Annotated in this window: 17 protein-coding genes; 2 read left to right on the top strand and 15 right to left on the bottom strand. The window is 65.7% G+C overall.

Going from position 1 to position 18,041, the window contains the following annotated elements; all coding sequences use genetic code 11:
• Positions 1-50 precede the first annotated feature (50 nt).
• Positions 51-950 (top strand): transcriptional regulator GcvA, encoded by a 900-nt coding sequence (locus AC24YW_RS08840; protein ID WP_487482352.1) that lies wholly within the window; start codon positions 51-53, stop codon positions 948-950.
• A 219-nt stretch (positions 951-1,169) separates the two neighbouring features.
• Here the strand turns inward: AC24YW_RS08840 and AC24YW_RS08845 are convergent, their stop codons facing one another.
• Genes AC24YW_RS08845 through AC24YW_RS08855 form a run of 3 tightly spaced genes read right to left on the bottom strand, consistent with a single transcriptional unit; the run spans position 1,170 to position 3,790 of the window.
• Positions 1,170-1,583, bottom strand: a complete 414-nt coding sequence (locus AC24YW_RS08845; RefSeq protein ID WP_487482353.1) for a Rieske (2Fe-2S) protein — start codon at positions 1,581-1,583, stop codon at positions 1,170-1,172.
• 13 nt (positions 1,584-1,596) lie between these two features.
• Entirely contained in the window at positions 1,597-2,706 is a 1,110-nt protein-coding gene (locus AC24YW_RS08850) for an amidohydrolase family protein (RefSeq protein WP_487482354.1), read from the bottom strand.
• A 25-nt stretch (positions 2,707-2,731) separates the two neighbouring features.
• Positions 2,732-3,790, bottom strand: a complete 1,059-nt coding sequence (locus AC24YW_RS08855) for an amidohydrolase family protein (protein ID WP_487482355.1) — start codon at positions 3,788-3,790, stop codon at positions 2,732-2,734.
• Positions 3,791-3,933: 143 nt separating this feature from the next.
• Between AC24YW_RS08855 and AC24YW_RS08860 the strand changes: the two genes are divergently transcribed.
• Positions 3,934-4,416, top strand: a complete 483-nt coding sequence (locus AC24YW_RS08860) for a CinA family protein (RefSeq protein WP_487482356.1) — start codon at positions 3,934-3,936, stop codon at positions 4,414-4,416.
• 185 nt (positions 4,417-4,601) lie between these two features.
• Here AC24YW_RS08860 and AC24YW_RS08865 read toward each other — a convergent pair whose 3' ends face one another.
• The 12 genes from AC24YW_RS08865 to AC24YW_RS08920 form a co-directional block, all read right to left on the bottom strand.
• Positions 4,602-4,877, bottom strand: a complete 276-nt coding sequence (locus AC24YW_RS08865) for a DUF1488 family protein (protein WP_487482357.1) — start codon at positions 4,875-4,877, stop codon at positions 4,602-4,604.
• Between the two features lie 80 nt (positions 4,878-4,957).
• Positions 4,958-6,427 (bottom strand): AMP nucleosidase, encoded by a 1,470-nt coding sequence (locus AC24YW_RS08870; RefSeq protein WP_487482358.1) that lies wholly within the window; start codon positions 6,425-6,427, stop codon positions 4,958-4,960.
• A 222-nt stretch (positions 6,428-6,649) separates the two neighbouring features.
• Entirely contained in the window at positions 6,650-7,981 is a 1,332-nt protein-coding gene (locus AC24YW_RS08875; protein ID WP_487482359.1) for an HlyD family type I secretion periplasmic adaptor subunit, read from the bottom strand.
• Positions 7,982-7,991: 10 nt separating this feature from the next.
• Positions 7,992-9,740 carry a type I secretion system permease/ATPase gene (locus tag AC24YW_RS08880; protein WP_487482360.1) on the bottom strand — a complete coding sequence of 583 codons (1,749 nt, stop codon included), beginning with the start codon at positions 9,738-9,740 and terminating at the stop codon, positions 7,992-7,994.
• Between the two features lie 256 nt (positions 9,741-9,996).
• Positions 9,997-10,266 carry a GlsB/YeaQ/YmgE family stress response membrane protein gene (locus AC24YW_RS08885; RefSeq protein ID WP_487482361.1) on the bottom strand — a complete coding sequence of 90 codons (270 nt, stop codon included), beginning with the start codon at positions 10,264-10,266 and terminating at the stop codon, positions 9,997-9,999.
• A gap of 100 nt (positions 10,267-10,366) precedes the next feature.
• Positions 10,367-11,344 (bottom strand): ABC transporter ATP-binding protein, encoded by a 978-nt coding sequence (locus tag AC24YW_RS08890; protein WP_487482362.1) that lies wholly within the window; start codon positions 11,342-11,344, stop codon positions 10,367-10,369.
• Positions 11,341-12,756 (bottom strand): amidase, encoded by a 1,416-nt coding sequence (locus AC24YW_RS08895; RefSeq protein WP_487482363.1) that lies wholly within the window; start codon positions 12,754-12,756, stop codon positions 11,341-11,343. The genes AC24YW_RS08890 and AC24YW_RS08895 overlap by 4 nt, the downstream gene beginning before the upstream one ends.
• Positions 12,753-12,950, bottom strand: a complete 198-nt coding sequence (locus tag AC24YW_RS08900; protein ID WP_487482364.1) for a hypothetical protein — start codon at positions 12,948-12,950, stop codon at positions 12,753-12,755. Before AC24YW_RS08900 ends, AC24YW_RS08895 begins: the two co-directional genes overlap by 4 nt.
• Positions 12,947-14,005, bottom strand: coding sequence for an ABC transporter ATP-binding protein (locus AC24YW_RS08905; RefSeq protein ID WP_487482365.1), 1,059 nt, complete (start codon positions 14,003-14,005; stop codon positions 12,947-12,949). Before AC24YW_RS08905 ends, AC24YW_RS08900 begins: the two co-directional genes overlap by 4 nt.
• Positions 14,006-14,008: 3 nt before the next feature.
• On the bottom strand, positions 14,009-14,911 hold the full coding sequence (locus AC24YW_RS08910) for an ABC transporter permease (protein WP_487482366.1): 903 nt from the start codon (positions 14,909-14,911) through the stop codon (positions 14,009-14,011).
• Positions 14,912-15,126: 215 nt separating this feature from the next.
• Positions 15,127-16,080, bottom strand: coding sequence for an ABC transporter permease (locus AC24YW_RS08915; protein WP_487482367.1), 954 nt, complete (start codon positions 16,078-16,080; stop codon positions 15,127-15,129).
• Positions 16,081-16,303: 223 nt separating this feature from the next.
• Positions 16,304-17,965 carry an ABC transporter substrate-binding protein gene (locus AC24YW_RS08920; protein ID WP_487482368.1) on the bottom strand — a complete coding sequence of 554 codons (1,662 nt, stop codon included), beginning with the start codon at positions 17,963-17,965 and terminating at the stop codon, positions 16,304-16,306.
• Positions 17,966-18,041 lie beyond the last annotated feature (76 nt).

Raw genomic sequence — 18,041 nt, forward strand, 5'->3', positions numbered from 1 at the left:
GACAATTTGTACCCTTTCGCATGAAATAACGTCATGCATCCTGCTGCCACATGACTGCCAGATTGCCCTCCCTGAACGGATTGCGGGCGTTCGAGGCCGCCGCGCGCCATCTCAGCTTCACGCTCGCGGCCAGCGAGCTGAACGTGACCCAGACCGCGATCAGCCATCAGATCCGCAGGCTGGAGGAGGAGCTCGGCATCCGCCTGTTCATCCGGCAGAACCGCGCGCTGGCGCTGACGCCGGAGGCGCGCGACTATTTGCCGGGCGTCCGCGCCGCCTTCAACGATTTGCGCCTCGCCACCGACCGTCTGCTGCGCAAGGACGACGACAAGGTGCTGACGGTGTCGACGCTGGCCTCGCTCGCGGCCAAGTGGCTGCTGCCGCGGCTGACCGATTTCCAGGAGCAGCATCCCGGCATCGACGTGCGCATCACCACCTCGACCAGCCTCGTCGATTTCCAGCGCGACAATGTCGATGCCGCGATCCGCTATGGCCGCGGCCAATGGCCCGGCCTGCGCGCCGACTGGCTGATGGCGGACGAGCTGTTTCCGGTGTGCAGCCCGTCGCTGCTGCGCGGCGACAAGCCGCTGCGCCGGCCCGAGGACCTGCGCAACCATCCGCTGCTGCACACATCAAACACCAACAGCGACGATTGGCGGCTGTGGCTGACCGCGGCGGGCCTGCCCGCCGACATCGCGCGGCATCCGGGCATCACCTTCGACATGATCTTCATGACCATCCAGGCCGCCATCGACGGCATTGGCGTCGCGATGGGACGGACCTCCTACGTGCAGGACGACATCGCCAAGGGCCGCCTCGTGGTCCCCTTCAAGATCGCGCTGCCGGCGGACGCCGGATTTTACCTGGTCGCGCCGGAAGGCCGCCGGGAGGCGCCGAAGCTGGCTGCGTTCCGGCAATGGGTGCTCGCGGCGGCGCAGAATAAAAGCTGAAATCAGCAACCTCCTCCGGAAAGGCGCTGACTGTGTCGCCCCCCCTTCACCCTCCCCTGGAGGGGGAGGGTCGCTACGCATGCAGCGAAGCGGAATGCGTAGCGGGGTGGGGTGACGGTCTCCCCACATCCAACAGTGCCCGAGTGGAGAGATCACCCCACCCCGCTCGCGCTTCGCGCGATCGACCCTCCCCCTCCAGGGGAGGGTAAAGAGGCGCGCCTACAGCTCCACCACCACGTAGTCGCTCTCGATTCTGACCGGAATCGTCTCGGCGACATACGGTCCCTTCACTACGCTGGCGCCCGGCTCGACATGGGCGGGATAGGCTTTCACGCGGAAGCGGCGGGGGTCGCAATAGGATTGGCCGGTGCGGATGTCGAACTCCCAGCCGTGCCAGGGGCAGCGGATGATCTCACCCAGCTTGGTATATTCGATCTCGCCGGGATTGCGCGACTGGGCGAGGCCGATCAACGGCCCCTCGCACAGCGCCGCACCCTGATGCGGGCAGCGGTTCATCAGGCCGAAATATTCGCCCTTGATGTTGAAGACCGCGATCGGCCGCCCGTCGATCTCCAGGAATTTTCGCGTGCCGGGCGGAAGCTCGTCGACCGGCGCGATGACGTGTCTTGCCATCAGGATCTTGCCATCAGGAAACGCCGTACAGCTTCTTCGCATTACCGAGATAGAACGCCTCGCGGTCGGCCTCGCTGACGCCGGCCGGCAGCACGCGCGACGGCTCGTCATAGTCCCAATGCGGATAATCGGTCGCGAACAGCAGCTTGTCCCAGCCGATCCATTTGATGACGTCGAACAGATCCTCGCGCCTTTCAGGATCCTCCATCGGCTGCGTCGTCCACCACACCTGCTCGCGGATATATTCCGACGGCGGCCGTTTTACATGCGGCACCTCGCTCCTGAGCCGCTGCCAGGCCTTGTCGAGCCGCCATGCCAGTGACGGCGCCCAGCCGAAGCCGGCCTCGATCATCACCATCTTCAATTTCGGGAAGCGCTCGAACACGCCCTCCAAAACCAGGCTCGCCAGCGCCGATTGCTGGCACTGCGAATGCCCGACCATCTCCTCGATGTAATAGGACGGCCAGCCCGAGGGCGTGATCGGATTGCCGCCGAAGCCGAAGGCGTGCACGCCGACAGGAAGGCCGGCCTCTTCCGCAGCTTGGTAGATCGGCCAATAGCGGCGCTGGCCGAGCGGCTCGACATTGCGGCTGAGCAAGAGCACCTGCACGAAGTTCTTGTCCCCGGCACGCTCGCGGATCTCGGCCGCAGCCGACGGCCCGTCCTCATTGCCGACGACGATGGAGGCCTTCAGCCGCTTGTCCTTAGAGGTCCATTTGTCGATCTGCCAATCGTTGATGGCCGAGCACAGCGCGGCCGAGAGCTCGTGATTGCGGATGCCCTGCCCGGTGTTGAGCGGATTGAGCACGCCCAGCTGCACGTTGTTGGGATCGAGCAGCTGCTTCTGCATGAAGGCGAGTGAGGAGCCCTGCGGGCCGCCCTCCGGCGGATAAGCATCGCGGCGCGAGGCGTTGGGCTGGGCCTTCGGATAGGGTGGGCCTTCCATCATGCCCTGATAGGCATGGACGCCGTAAACCTCGAGATGATGCTGCCAGCGTTTGGCGAGGTAGGGGTAGAGTTCGGTGTGGGTCGTGCGCGCCGGATGGATGTCGCAGTCCGCAATTGCGGTTTTGACGGTCAGTGGGGAAGCAGCTTCTTGGTTCTCGCGGAACTGGATATTCATCGCCTTGCCTCCTTTGGCAGCGGGCTCATTTCAGGCGGGGATAGGTTGCATGCGGATTGTCGATCATGATCTTGCGCACGAGATCGGGGGACAGACCTTCGGGCAGCGCGTCCTGGCCGTCGAACTGCCAGTGCGGATAGTCCGTGGAGAATAGGACCAATTCATCCGACTGCATATGATCAAACAGGCGAATTAATGTCTCGGGTTCCGGCGGCGCATCAAATGGCTGTAACGAGAAGCGGATGTTGCTGCGCACAATCTCCAGCGGCGCGCGATCGACCCACGGCGTCTCCATCCGTACCCCGCGCCAGAACTTGTGCAGGCGCCAGAGATAGGGCGCGATCCAGGACACGCCCGACTCCAGCATCACCATTTTCAGCTGCGGATATTTGGCGAACACGCCCTCGACGATCAGGCTGGTGAGCTGGGTCTGGAACGCCTGGGCCTGACCGACATAATCCTCGATGTGATAGGACCCCCAGCCCACGGCGGTCGGCGGATTGTGATAGGCGGAACCGGCGTGGATGCCGACCGCAAGTTCCAGACGTTCCGCGGCCTCGTAGATCGGCCACAGCGCGCGCTTGCCGAGCGGCGTGTCGCCCATCACCAGCATCAGCACCTGCACGAAGCGCTTGTCGTGCGCGCATCGCTCGATCTCGGCCACCGCTTTCTCGACGCTTTGCGTGGGGATAACGATGGAGCCGCGCAGCCGCGCGTCGCGATCGAGCCATTCCTTCACGAGCCAATCGTTCAGCGCGCGGCAGAAGGCCGCCTGCATGTCTTCCGAAAACACCATCTGCACGCCGTAGAGCGGATTGCAGATGGCATGCTTGAGCTGGAAGGGATCGAGCACGTGACGCTGCATGTCCGCCAGACTCTCGCCGGGCTTGCCGGTCTCGGGGCGCCAGTCCGGCCGCGCGGTGATCGGGGAGTTCTGCGGATAGGATTGCGAGACAAGGTCGACCATGCCGCGCGTCGTCACCTGATCGCGCCAGTAATCGTTCAGGTAGGGCAGCAGGCTGGTCAGATGCGGCACGGCCGGATGCACGTCGCAATCGATGCCGCCGGCGATCAGGGACGCCATCACGTCTCCCTTCTCACGTTTCCTCGCATGTCTCTTCTTGTACCCAGCATTCAAGCAGGCCTGCCCGCCGCCCGCAACTCGGCCAAGCGTCCTGTCATATGCTAGGAAGGCTGAGCTCGGTTGCGAAGGAATGGGGTTAGGACATGAAAGAGCTCGTCGGCATTGCGGAACAGGTCGCCGCCAGACTGATCGCGCGCAAACAGACCATTGCGGTCGCCGAATCCTCCGCCGGCGGCCTGATCGCGGCCAGCCTGCTCGCGGTGCCGGGCGCATCCGCCTATTTCCTCGGCGGCGCGGTGGTCTATACGCGCGATGCCAGGCGCGTCCTGATGGATATTTCGGACGAAGGAATGAAGGGCTTTCGGTCCTCGTCCGAGCCCTATGCGCAATTGCTGGCCGAGCAGATGCGAACGCGCTTCGACAGCGACTGGGGCCTGTCCGAGACCGGCGCCGCCGGCCCCACCGGCAATCGCTACGGCGACGCCGCCGGCCACAGCTGCATGGCGGTTGCAGGACCGGCCGTGGAGGTGATGACGCTGGAGACCGGAAGCGATGACCGGTTCGGCAACATGCAGGCTTTTGCGGCGACGGCGCTGAAGCTGTTGTTGAGGAAGCTCGAGGGGTGAGGCTCGTCAGCGAATTGGGATCTTCTCGCCACCAACACCACTGTCATCGCCCGGCCTCGACCGGGCGATTCAGTACTCCTAGACGGCAGTGATCGAAACTCCGAGACGGCAGTGATCGAACCGAGACGCCGCGGCGTACTGGATTCCCCGCCTTCGCTGGGAATGACGGCAGAGAGTATCGCGCCCTACCCTCCCAAATGCCGCATGAAGATCCGCACCACGTACCCCTGAAACCGAGGCGCTTCGTCGTAGAGATCGGACGCGATCCGCTCGATGGTCTCGCGCAACGACAGGAATTGCGCCTGCCGTGCGCTGCTTTCGGTGCCCTGCATGCCCGCGAGCTCGTCCATCGCGGCGTCGCTGATCTGGCACTGCACGACCTCGCCGTCGTTCAGCATGGTGAAGCGAAAGGCCAGCCTTTCCAGATCATGGCCAATGATCTTGTGGCGCATGAGCGGCATCAAGTCGTCCCGGTCGAGCCCCCGGGCCGGACAATGCTGAAAATCGCTGCGCTTGTCAGCAGCAAAGTGCGGCTTCGGTCCTACTGGAACGCCACTTCGGCAAAGCTGCGGAGCTTGCGCGAATGCAGCCGTTCCGATTCCTGCTGCTTGAGCCGCTCCAGCGCCTTCAGGCCGATCTCGAGATGCTGACCGACGCGGCGGCGGTAGAATTCGCTGGCCATGCCCGCGAGCTTGATCTCGCCATGCAGCGGCTTGTCGGAGACGCACAGCAGCGTGCCGTAGGGAACGCGGAAGCGATAGCCGTTGGCGGCGATCGCGGCCGATTCCATGTCGAGCGCGACCGCGCGCGACTGCGACAGCCGGCGGATCACCTCGGGCCCGGAAATTTCCCAATTGCGGTTGTCGACGCTCGCGACCGTGCCGGTGCGCATCAGGCGCTTGAGCTCGAAGCCTTCGAGCCCGGTGACGTCCTCGACCGCCTGCTCGAGCGCGACCTGCATCTCGGCCAGCGCCGGGATCGGCACCCACAGCGGCAGCTCGCGGTCGAGCACGTGATCCTCGCGCACATAGCCGTGCGCGAGCACGTAGTCGCCGAGGCGCTGCGTGTTGCGCAGGCCCGCGCAATGGCCGAGCATCAGCCAGGCATGCGGCCGCAGCACCGCGACGTGGTCGGTGACGTTGCGCGCATTGGAAGGACCGGTGCCGATGTTGATCAACGTGATGCCGCGATAGCCTGACACGACCAGGTGGAAGGCCGGCATCTGCGGTGCGCGAGCCGGCGCGGTGCCGCTGATGGCGCCGCCGCTCTGCATGATGACGTTGCCGGGCCCGACGAAAGCATCGAGGCCGGCCTCGCCGGACTGCAGCCGCTGCTGGCACGCTTGCGCGAAGGCGTCGACATAGAACTGGTAGTTGGTGAAAATCACGAAGTTCTGGAAATATTCGGGATCGGTGCCGGTGTAGTGATAGAGCCGGCGCAGCGAGTAATCGACGCGGGCTGCACGGAACAGGGACAGCGGCTCCGGCGCGCCCGGCTGGAGCTCGAAGGTGCCGTCGGCGATCGAATCGTCCATCGTCGCGAGAACGGGCACGTCGAACGCATCGCGCAGCGAGCGTGTGACGGGCGAATTCTCGCTGGTGGTGATGGCGGCTTCGATATTGATGTCGCGCCGATAGGCGAAGTGGATCGGGATCGGCTCGGCTGACTCGCCGATCTCGACGGGCACGCCGTGGTTCTGGATCAAGAGGCCGATCTGCTCGGTGAGATAGCTGCGGAACAGATCCGGCCGCGTCACGCTGGTTTCATGCACGCCGGGTCCGGCGACGAAGCCGTAAGCAAGACGCGAATCCAGCCGCGCATGCGTCGCGGTGGTGATACGGACGAAGGGATAGTAGGCGCGAACCCGCGTCGTGATCGCTTCGCCGCCAACATAGGCCTCGAACCGGTCGCGCAGGAACTTCGTGTTGCGCTCGTAGATTTCCTCGAGGCGTGCAACGGCGAGGTCCGCGTCGGTGAAGGATTGGGTGGCGATGGAGGGAGGAGATTGCATGGTTCGACCGCCGTGTTGCTGGGGCTCGAGTCGAACTATAGCAAAGAAGGCGGTGCCGTAGGGTGGGCAAAGCGACTTGTCCGCCGTAGCTCGTAGAGCGAAGGCGGAAGCGTGCCCACCATCTCTTCGCACGAAGAATGGTGGGCACGGCGCATAGCGCCTTTGCCCACCCTACGAGACCTGACAGCCAAATCGTCATTGAAGACGACGCGCTGTCGCGCGTCACTTCTCGCGGAACGCCCGCATCAGCTGGTCGTGGAACGGCTTCATCAGATAGGACAGCATGGTGCGGTCGCCGGTCTGGACGAAGGCTTCCACCGGCATGCCGGGGATCATCTTGACGTCGCCGAGCCTGGCGATCTCTTCCGGCGGCATCGAGACGCGGATGGTGTAGTAGCTCTGGCCGGTGCGCTGGTCGGTGGTGACGTCGGGAGAGACGCGGCTGACAAGGCCGTTGAGCTCGGGCGTGGTGCGCTGGTTGAATGCGGACAGGCGCAGCAGCGTCTTCTGGCCGATCTGGAGCTTGTCGATGTCGACCGGATTGACCTTGGCCTCGACCTGGAGATCGTCGGCCTGCGGCACGATCAGCATCAGGGTATCGCCGGCGGTGACGACGCCGCCGATCGTGTGCACCGTCGATTGCAGCACCATGCCATCCTGCGGCGCGCGGATGTCGACGCGGCGGAGCTGGTCTTCGGCCGCGACCTTGCGCTCGATCAGCTCGCCGATCTTGTCGTTGGTCTCGCGCAGGTCCTTGGAGACCTCGCTGACCACGTCCTTGTCGATCTGGATGATCTGGAGCTCGGTCTCGGTGATCTTGCCCTTGGCCTGGGCGCGCGCGGCGACGTACTGCGCGCGCTCGCCGTTGAGACGGGCGGAGTCGCGCTCGAGCTGGGTCAGGCGCGAGATTTGCACCAGACGCTTCTCGTAGAGCTCGCGCACGCCGGTGAGCTCGTTCAGCACCAGCGCGATCTCCTGGTCCTTGGCCTTTTCCTGGGCGCTGAGACCGGCGATCTCCTCGTTGAGCTGCGTGATGCGCTCGCGCAGCTGCGCCTTCTGCCCGGTGCGGCCGTGGACGCGGACCTCGAACAGCTTGGTTTCAGCCGCGAGCAGCGCCTTGACGTCGGGATCGCCCGCCCGCTCGATGAGACTTTGCGGGAACTCGATTCGGTCGAGACCGCGCTGCTCGGCCTGCAATCGCGCCGCACGCACCTGTGCCGCATCGAGATTCTTGGTGACGATGGCAAGATTGGCCTTGGTGACGGTGTCGTCGAGCCGGACGACGATGTCGCCGGACCTGACCAGGTCGCCGTCGCGGGCGCGCACCTCGCCGACCACGCCGCCGGTCGGATGCTGCACCTTCTTGACGTTGGATTCGACCACGATCTGGCCCGGCGCGATCAGCGCGCCCGAGATCAGGACGGTCGAGGCCCAGCCGCCGAGACCGACGACCAGGACCATCACGATGGCGAGGCCGAGCATCAGGTGGAACCTGATGGAGTCGCGTACGGTCTTCGCGGCCGCCTTGGGGCCGCCGATCGCCATCGTGCTCATGGCTTCGTGCTCATGGTTTGGCCACTCCGCCTTCGCTGACGATCTTGATCGGCGCCGGCGGCGTGACGCGCGGCTGCAGCACCTGGGCGAGCACCTGCTCCTTGGGGCCGAAGGCCTGCATGCGGCCGTCGCGCAGCACCAGGATCTGGTCGACCGCCTCGACGCCGATCGGGCGGTGCGCCACCACGACGACAATGGCACCGCGCTCGCGTGCCGAGCGGACGGCGCGGGTCAGCGCCTCGTCGCCTTCGGTGTCGAGATTGGAATTGGGCTCGTCGAGCACGATCAGGAAGGGGTTGCCGTAGAGCGCGCGCGCCAGCGCCACGCGCTGGGCCTGGCCCGCGGAGAGCGCGGCGCCCTGCTCGCCCACTTGCGTGTTGTAGCCCTCGCGCATCTTGATGATCATCTCGTGCACGCCGGCCTCCTTGGCCGCGGCGATGATCGCCTCGGAGGTGGCGTCGGGATCGAACCGGCTGATGTTCTGCGCGATGGTGCCGCCGAACAATTCGACGTCCTGCGGCAGATAGCCGATATGGCGGCCGAGCGCGTCGCTCGTCCATTGATCGAGTGCCGCGCCGTCGAGCCGCACCTTGCCGCGCACCGGCTGCCAGACCCCGACCAGCGCGCGGATCAGCGACGACTTGCCGGAGCCGCTGGGGCCGATGACGCCGAGGCCGTTGCCGGCGGCCAGCGCGAAGGTGACATCCTGCACCACGAGCCGCTGATCGCCGGGCGGCACCATGGCGACGCCTTCGACCGAGAGCCGGCTGGTCGGCGCCTGCAACTGGGTCGGCATCGCCTGCGCCGGCATCTGCTCCAGCAGGCGCGTCAGGCGCTGCCAGCTCTGGCGCGCCGCGACGAAGGATTTCCAATGCGCGATGGCAAGATCGACCGGCGCGAGCGCGCGGGCGGAGAGGATCGAGCCGGCGATGATGATGCCGGCGGTCGCCTCCTGGTGGATGACGAGATAGGCGCCGACCGCGAGCACGGCCGATTGCAGCATCATCCGCAGCACCTTTGCGACCGCGCCGAGACCGCCGGCGACGTCGCTCGCCCGCTGATTGCCGGCGAGGTATTTTTCGTTGGCCTCGCTCCAGCGCTGGTTCATCCGGCCGGCCATCCCCATCGACACCATCACTTCGGCGTTGCGGCGGCTGGTCTGGGCGAGATCGTTGCGCTGGGCGGCGAGGCCCATCGCCTCCTTCGCCGGCTGGCGGGACATGAACTCGGTGACCAGCGTCAGCCCGACCAGGATGATGGCGCCGACCAGCGCGGTGACGCCGATCAACACATGGAAGGCGAAGCATATGGCGAGATAGAGCGGCAACCAGGGCAGATCGAAGAACGCGCTCGGGCCCATGCCGCCGAGGAAGGAGCGGACATTGTCGAGATCGCGCAGCGGCTGCAGGCCCTCGTTGCGGCTGCCGACCAGCAGCGGCAGGCGCACGATGGTATCGAACACGCGCTTGTTGAGGGCCTCGTCGAGCGCGGTGCCGATCCGCCCCAGGATGCGGTTGCGGATCATGTCGAGCACGCCCTGCGCCATGTAGAGGAAGCTGGCGAGGATGATCAGGCCAACCAGGGTCGGGATGCTGCGGCTCGGCAGCACCCGGTCATAGACCTCCAGCATGAAGATCGACCCGGTCAGATAGAGCAGGTTGATCATGCAGCTCATCAGGCCGACGCCGATGAAGGCCGTGCGACAAGCGCGCAAGGCGTCACCGAGCTCTGAACGGCGGACGCCAGGGATGGCTGCCATCAGTCTGATCTCTTTCGGCTAACGGGCAAAGCCCTGATTTCAAAGGCGATTCAAGGAGTACCCGGCTCGGATTAACATCTGTTTTCGCGCCCGTCCAACGCGGCCAAATTTAATCCGAGGCCTCAGGGGCCACATCTACCCCCGACAGCCTTCAGCGCAAGCCCGGAATTCCACAGGCTTGCGGCTTTTTCTTGCAGGCTTTCAGCCGCTTCCGCGAAAAGTGCGGCCCAAGTTCCTCTTTAGCCGAGTGCAGGGGCTAGAGCCGGCCCCCGCCGCGCACCAGGCGCACCACCAGCAGCAGGATGACGGCGCCGATTGCGGAATAGACGATCTCGGAGATCAAGCCGGTGCCGAGGCGGATGCCGAGCTTTGGAAACAGCAGGCTCGCCACCAGCGCACCGCAGATGCCGATCACGATGTCGCCGATCAGACCGAACCCGGCGCCCCGCACGATCTTGCCGGCCAGCCAGCCGGCGACGAGACCGACGAACAGGATGACGAGCAGGCCTTCGTTGGAAATGTACATCAGTGAGGTCCCTCTCCGTGAACGGCGCCATGGAACGGGAACCGGAATGAACGGGGTGTGAATGCTGGAGGCTAGCTCAGCCCGGCTCAATTCATGCGAACTATGACACCACGGCGGCCGGCTCCGCCAGGACGCACCTCGCCGCCCTGCCCGGTCCGACCTCGACATTCGCGGGCAATTGCTCCAGGCAGCGCGGCTCGGTCAGCTTGCAGCGGGGAGCAAAAGAGCAATTGTGCGGCTTCTCGGCCAGCGACGGCGGCGTGCCGGGGATGGTCTCCAGCCGCTGGCCCCGCTTGGCGCCGTGGATGGTGGAGGCGAGCAGGCCCTTGGCATAGGGATGCACCGGCGAGCGGACGATGTCGCGCAAGGTCCCCTGCTCCACGATCTGGCCGGCATACATCACCGCGACGCGGTCGCAGATCTCGATGGCGACACCGATGTCGTGGGTGACAAAGATGACGGACATGCCGAACTCGCGCTGCAGCTCCCGCAGCAAGAGCAGGATCTGGATCTGCACGGTGGCATCGAGCGCCGTGGTCGGCTCGTCCGCCAGCAGGATCTTGGGACGACAGGCCAGCGCGAGCGCAATCATGGCGCGCTGGCGCATGCCGCCAGACATTTCGTGCGGATAGGCATCCAGCCGGCGCTTGGCCGAGGGAATGCGCACGACCTCGAGCATCTCCAGCGCCCTTGCGCGCCCTTCCGCAAAACTCTTGCCTTCATGCCGCACCACGCTTTCGGCGATCTGCGCGCCGATCGTGTAGACCGGATCGAGCGCAAGCGCCGGCTCCTGGAAGATCATCGAGACGGTCTGGCCGCGGAACGACGACAGCTGCTCGTCGTTCATGGCCAGCACGTCCTGTCCCATGACGTTGACCGTGCCCGAAATCTGCGTGCGCTTCTTCGGCAATAGCCGCATCAAGGCACGCAAGGTCACGCTCTTGCCCGAACCGGACTCGCCGAGCAGGCCCAGCACCTCGCTGTTGCCGAGCGAGAGGCTGAGATCGTTCACGGCATAGACCGTGCGCTCGCCGGTGAAGCGGATGTTGAGGCCTGAGATCTCGACGAGATTTGTCATGACGGCAGCTTCGGCAATCGGTCGTGATAATCGGTGGCGCGCTGGAACGCGGCGCCGATCGTCAGCAGGGTGGCTTCGTCGAAGGAGCGGCCGATCAGCTGCATGCCGACAGGAAGGCCGTTCGTGGTGAACCCCGATGGAATGGTCAGTGATGGCAGACCCAGAAAATTCACCGGGCGGGTGAACAGCGTCAGCCGCTGCACCATGGCCGGTGCGTTCGGACCGCCGCCGACGTCGCTCTCCTCGATGGTCGGTGCCGGCACCGGGGACGCCGGCGCGATCACCGCATCGACGCCTGCGGTCGCGGCATTGTGGGCCGCGAGCGCAGGCCCGCGCCAGCGCATCGCCTCGAGGTAGGTGATGGCGGGAACGGCAAGGCCGTTCTGAAGCCGCATCAAGACCTGCGGGCCGTAGTCCTGCGGACGCTCGATCAACCAGCGCTTGTGGAAGGCGGCAGCTTCCGCGGCGAGCACGAGCTGGCTGGCCGAGGACAATTGCCGCTGGTCCGGCAGCTCGACCTTGACGATGTCGGCGCCCTCGCGCTTGAGCACCGCGATGGTCTCGTCCAGCACGCGCGCGACCTCGCTGTCGAGATCGTCGACATAGAACGAGGCGGGCACGCCGATCTTGAGACCCCTCAGCGAAGCCTTGGTGGCTGCGACGTAGTCCGCGAGCGGCTCGTGGCTGCAGGTCGAATCGGCGGGATCGGGGCCGGCCATCAGCGCCAGCAATAGCGCGCAATCCTCGGCAGTGCGGGCCAGCGGGCCGACGGTGTCGAGCGATTGCGACAGCGGCATTGCGCCGGCGCGGCTGACGCGGCCGACCGTGGTCTTGAGCCCCGTGACGCCACAGAAATGCGCGGGCATGCGGATCGAGCCGCCAGTGTCCGAGCCGAGCGCCGCATAGGTCAGGCGCGCGGCAACCGCCGAGCCGGAGCCGGACGAGGACCCGCCGGTGATGTGCGCGACGTTCCAGGGATTGCGCACCGGCCCGTAATGGGCGTTGTGCCCGGTCGGGCCATAGGCGAATTCGGCGAGATGCAGCGTGCCGAGCCGGACCTGGCCGGCGTCCTTCAGCCGCTGCAAGGCCGTGGAGGTGACCGTCGGCACGAAGTCGCGCCGGATCAGCGAGCCGCAGGTCGCAACGTGACCGGCGTCGTAGTACATGTCCTTGTGCGCGAGCGGCACGCCGTGCAGCGGACCACGGACGTTGCCCTTGGCCAGCTCGGCATCGGCGGCATCCGCCGCCTTCAATGCCGCCTCCGCCTCGATCGACATGAAGGCATTGAGATGCGGCTGCCATTGCCCGATGCGCTGCAGCAGCGCGCGGGTGGCTTCGCGCGACGACACCTGCTTCGCCGTGATCGCACGCGCGATCTCGGTGAGCGTCAGCAATGCGGGTTCGCCGCTCATTTCGACACCTTCTGCGCCTGCGCGAGAACATAGCCGGCCGGCTCGAGGTCGAACGGCAGCGTACCGGCGATGGCGGCGAAGCCCTCGAACGACGGGCCGATGGCGTTGGAGATGCGGGTTGCGATCTCGTCGTCCACGGGCACGCCAGCGATTTGCGCGATCGGCTTGATCTCTTTCGGTGTCGGTCTCGTCATACGGTGTCTCCCCTGGGGGCGCGGCTGTGGCCTGAACCCGGTATCGCCGTGTAGCACGCGGCCTCGTGGCCCATCTTATCCAGCGCGGTGAGCTTTGGTGTCGCATTTGCGCAGAGCGGCTCCGCAAACGGGCAACGGGTGTGGAAGCGGCAGCCCGGCGGCGGATCGATCGGATTGGGCGGGTCGCCCGTGATCGGCGGCGTCTCGGTGCGCCTGTCAGGGTCGGAGGACGGCATCGCCGCCAGCAGCGCGCGCGTATAGGGATGCGCCGGCCGATCCCAGACCTGGTCGACCGGGCCGAGCTCAACCACCTCGCCGAGATACATCACCAGCACGCGGTCCGAGATGTAGCGGACGACGTTGAGGTCGTGGCTGATGAAGAGATAGGTGAGGCCGAATTCGCGCTTGAGATCGGCCAGCAGGTTGAGCACCTGCGCCTCGACGGATTTGTCGAGCGCCGAGACCGCCTCGTCCAGGATCACCAGCCGCGGCGACAGCGCCAGCGCGCGGGCGATGTTGACGCGCTGGCGTTGGCCGCCCGAGATCTCGTGCGGATAGCGGTTGGCGAAGTTTTCGGGGCGCAGGCCGACCTTGCCGAGCAGCTCCCGCGCCAGATTGCGAGCCGCGCCATCGGCCATGCCGTGGACCTTGGGACCGAAGGCGATCGATTCCTCGATGGTCAGGCGCGGATTGAGCGAGGCGTAGGAATCCTGGAACACCATCTGCATGCCGCGGCGCAGCTCGCGCAAGCTCAGCGTTTGGCCGACAGACATGCCGTCATAGATGATGTCGCCGTCATCGCGCGGCATCAGGTGCATCAGGAGCCGCGCGGTGGTGGACTTGCCGCAGCCGGATTCCCCGACGATGCCCACCGTCTCGCCCTTGGCGACGGAGAAGGAGACGTTGTCGACCGCGCGCACCGTGCGCTTGGCGGCGAACAGGCCGCCGCGCACCGGAAAGTGCTTGGTCAGGCCGTTGACCTGCAGCAGCGGCTGCGCGAGCCCGCCGCGGTCCTCGACCGGCTCCAGCATTTCGACGGAGGCATTCTCGCTCATGGCTCAGTTCCTGATGTCCATGGCGCTGCGCAGGCCGTCCGAAAGGAGATTGAAGCAGATCGAGACCGCGAAGATCATTGCGCCCGGCAAGGCTGCGACCCAGGGATTGACGTAGATCGCAGTACGCAGCGTGTTCAGCATCAGGCCCCATTCCGGCTCCGGCGGCTTGGTGCCGAGGCCGAGGAAGGACAGACCGGCCGCCAGGATCATCGAGACCGAGATCAGGCTGGTGGCATAGACGAAGATCGCGCCGAGCACATTGCCGAGGATATGCACGCGCATGATGGTGAAGGCGCCTGCGCCGGAGGCACGCGCGGCCTCGACGAAGTCCATGTTGCGCACGCCGGTGGTGACGCTCTCGGCGACGCGGGTGATCTGCGGCACGAACACGATGGTGAGCGCCACGATGGAGTTGAGGATGCCGGCGCCGAGCGCGCCGGAGATCGCAATCGCCAGCAGCACCGACGGGAAGGCGTAGAACACGTCCACCGTGCGCATAATCGCGGTATTGAGCTTGCCGCCGACATAGCCGGCAATGACGCCGAGCGAGGTGCCGATGCAGAAGGCCAGAATCACGGGCAGGATGCCTATGACCAGCGACAGGCGCCCGCCATAGATCAGCCGCGCCAGCATGTCGCGGCCGAGCTCGTCGGTGCCGAGCGGATAGCCTGTGGTGCCGATGTGGCGGAGCCGGCGGATCATCGAGCCCTTGTAGGGGTCTTCGAGACCGAGCCACGGCGCGAGGATCGCGGAGAGGAAGATCAGCAGCAGCACCAGCGCGCAGGCCATGCTGACCTTGTCGCGCATGATGCGACGGCCGACGGTCGCCCAATAACCGCGCGCCTTGGTGGCGGGCGCGGCCTGCAGCGCGGCATCGGCGGTGGCGGTCAACGGAAGCTCGCTCATCGGCTGGCTCCCGTTGCGTATGGGTGTGGTCGGTGCGAACCGCGGGCTCCCTTAACCTCTCCCGCTCGCGGGAGAGGTCGTCGCGAAGCGCCGGGTGAGGGTTCTCTCCTCTTGGGGGTTCTCGCAAGCGGAGACACGCTCTCCCCGGCCCTCCCCCGCAAGCGGGGGAGGGAGCGCACCGAATTCGCGGCTATGACTGGGCTCGATCTCATCCGTCAGCCCCGCTTGATGCGCGGGTCGATCGCGGCTTGGGCGATGTCGACCAGGAGATTGAGGAAGACGAAGAACAGCGCCAGGATCAGGATCGTGCCCTGCAGCAGCGGCAAGTCGCGCTGGAAGATCGCGGAGTTGAGCAGGAAGCCCGAGCCCGGCCAGGAGAACACGGTCTCGATCAAGATCGAGCCGCCGAGCATATAACCCAACTGAAGCCCCATTACCGCGAGGGCGGTGGGCGCGGCGTTCTTGATGACGTGGCGGAACACGCCGCGCTCGTGCAGGCCTTTTGCGCGCAAGGCCTCGACGAAATCCTGCGAGAGGATGTCGCCGGTGAGCGCGCGCACGGTGCGGGTGACGATGCCCATCGGGATCACCGACGTCGTGATCGCCGGTAGCACGAGATATTTGAGGTGCGCCCAATCCCAGGCCCAGGAGTTGGAGCCGCTGGGGCCGGCGCCGACCGCAGGCAGCCAGTTCAGCTGGACCGAGAAGATGATGACGAGCAGCATGCCGAGCCAGTAATGCGGCACCGAGACGCCGGCGATGGCAAAGGAGGTCGCGACCTTGTCGACCCACGTCTCGCGGAAATAGCCGGCGATCAGGCCGAGCAGGACGCCCATGGTGAAGCCGATGATGGCGGCGGCAATCGCGAGCGTGACGGTGTTGCCGACCGCGCGCATGACCTCGGCCAGCACCGGACGCCCCGTGGCGATGGAATTGCCGAGATCGCCGTGAAGGGCACGCAGCAGCCAAAGCCCGAACTGCACCGGCAGCGGCCGGTCGAAGCCATAGGCGGAACGCAGCTGCGCTGCGAGCTCCTGCGACGCGTCGGCCGGCAGCACGGCGACCAGCGGATCGCCCGGCGTGATGTGCACGAGCAGGAAACACACCAGCGCGACGCTGATGACGATCGGGACGACGTAGACAATGCGTCTGGCGGTATAGGCGAGCACGTTTGGTTACTCAGGTTAGTGCGTAGACTTCGCGGATCGTCATGGCCGGGCTTGACCCGGCCATCCACGCGCCGCTTGCGCCGTCATTCCGGGGCACCCGAAGGGTGAACCCGGAATCTCGAGATTCCGGGTTCGATGCTACGCATCGCCCCGGAATGACGGAAGAAAGACGTGGATGCCCGGGTCAAGCCCGGGCATGACGCGTCGATAGAGCGTGCTCACCTTACTGCGCGATCGACACCGGCGAGAAGTCGATGAACCAGCTCTTCGGCTGCACGACGCCTGTCACCTTCGGGCTCATGGCGCGCGGGCCGACGTCATGGGCGACGTAGAGGAAGGCGGCGTCATCGACGGAGGCTGCGTGCAATTCGGCGAGTGCGGCGTCGCGCGCGGCGGGATCGAAGGTCTGACGCGCCTTCTTCACCAACTCGTCGAATTTGGGGTTGTTGATGAAGCCCCAATTGTTCGAGACCGGCGGCGCCATGCCCGACTGCAGGAAGCGCACCAGCGCGAAGAACGGGTCCATCGCCGCGTAGGTGACGTTGGTCGCGTGCGAGCCGTTGGCGCTGGGATCCTTGGCGCCGCGGCGCCAGTTGGTGAACAGCGTATTCCATTCGATGACGTCGAGCTGCACATCGAAATAGCATTCGGCCAGTGCCTGCTGGAGGTACTCGTTCATCGGCAAGGGCTGCATCTGGCCCGAGCCGGACGCCGAGGTCTGCGTCTTCACGGTCAGCTTCTTGTTGGGACCGTAGCCGGCCTCCTGCATCAGCTTTTGCGCAGCCGCCTTGTCGTACTTGATCTGGAAGGTGGGATTGCCGCGCCAGGGATGGCCGGGCTCGAAGGTGCCGGACGCCGGCACCATCAGCCCCGCGAGCAGACCGTCCCTGAGGCCTTCGCGGTCGACGCAGAGGTTCGCGGCCTTGCGCACCCGGATGTCGTTCCAGGGCGAGCCCTCGACGCGCGAGAACTGCCACGGCCAGACGTGCGGCTGCTCGTTGGAATAGAGCTTGAAGCCGCGCTGCTTGAGCTCGGGCAGCGCGTCCGGTGCCGGCGCCTCGACCCAATCGACCTGGCCGGACAGCAGCGCCGCGGTGCGCGCGTTGGCTTCCGGCATCGGCAGCAGCACCATCTTGTCGACCTTGGGCACGCGCGCCTTGTTCCAGTAGTCCGGGTTCTTGACCAGTTCGAGCCGCTCGCGCGGGGTGAAGCTCGCCATCTTCCACGGGCCGGTGCCCGAGGCGCTCCTGGCGAAGGCGGTCCATGCGGCCTGCGATTTCGCCTTGGCGTCGGCGCCTTCGGCCTTGTCGTAGAAGGACTGCCACTTCGCAGGGCTCGCCATGAACAGATTGGTGAGGTTGATCGGCAGGAAGCTGTCGGGCTCCTTGGTGGTGAGCTCGACGGTCATGTCGTCGATCTTCTTCGCGGAGGCCAGCGTCGGCATGCGCGAGGCCGTGACGCCGACCTGGCTGGCGTCGAATTGCGGCGCATCCTGCTTCAGCACCTTCTCGACATTCCACACCACGGCGTCGGCGTTGAAGGGCGAGCCGTCATGAAAGGTGACACCGGGACGCAGCTTGAACGTCCATTTGGTCTTGTCGGCATCGTCGACCTTCCATTCGGTGGCAAGGCCGGGGATCACCACGCTCGCCTTGTCGGCAGAGGACAGGTCCCAGCTGGTCAGCGCATCGTACATGGTGAGGCCGGTGAAGCGGTTGCCCTCAAAACCCTGATCGGGCTGGCCGAGCGTGCGCGGAATATCGGCAGCGGTCATGCCGATGCGCAGCACAGTTTCGGCATCCGCCACCCGCGGCCATGCGGCCGCGCTGCCCAGCGCCAACAGCGCGATCAGCGCCGCCCGTGTCTTGTTGTTCTTGATAAGCATCGCCTCAGTCCCTTTCCGGCTTTCGATGATTAATTTTGATGCAATCGTATGCAATGGCTATGCCAAGGGAAAACTT

This window comes from Bradyrhizobium sp. USDA3516, assembly GCF_057651995.1.